Source organism: Priestia sp. SIMBA_032, from assembly GCF_046535215.1.
In the GTDB taxonomy this organism is placed as follows: Bacteria; Bacillota; Bacilli; order Bacillales; family Bacillaceae_H; genus Priestia; species Priestia aryabhattai.
Genome location: NZ_JAWRXD010001265.1, coordinates 1 through 248, shown reverse-complemented (window position 1 = coordinate 248; position 248 = coordinate 1). Strand labels below are relative to the sequence as shown.

1 protein-coding gene is annotated in these 248 nt (G+C 71.0%); it reads left to right on the top strand.

The genetic code is table 11. The annotated features are described in order from the left end of the window. On the top strand, positions 1-212 hold a 212-nt coding region (locus SB717_RS38395; protein ID WP_410908452.1), incomplete at its 5' end, for a hypothetical protein. Between the last annotated feature and the right edge of the window lie 36 nt (positions 213-248).

Below are 248 nucleotides of genomic sequence, written 5' to 3'. Positions count from 1 at the left end.
CGTTCAGCTTCTCCGAATGCGCACACTGCGGCGAGCAGCAGCCGGTGCTCGCGGACGGGCGGATCGCCATCCACTTCACCCGAGACGGCGACCGCTGCGGCGGCTCCGAGCGCCGCCTCGGCGTCGAGGGCGTGAGCAGCGAGCAGGCCCGCCGCATCGAGGCGCAGCTCCGCCTGGCGCTCCGGCAGGTCATGCAGACGCGGACGTCGTAGTCGTCGCTTCTTGTCGCCTCTCGAGTACGTATCGGC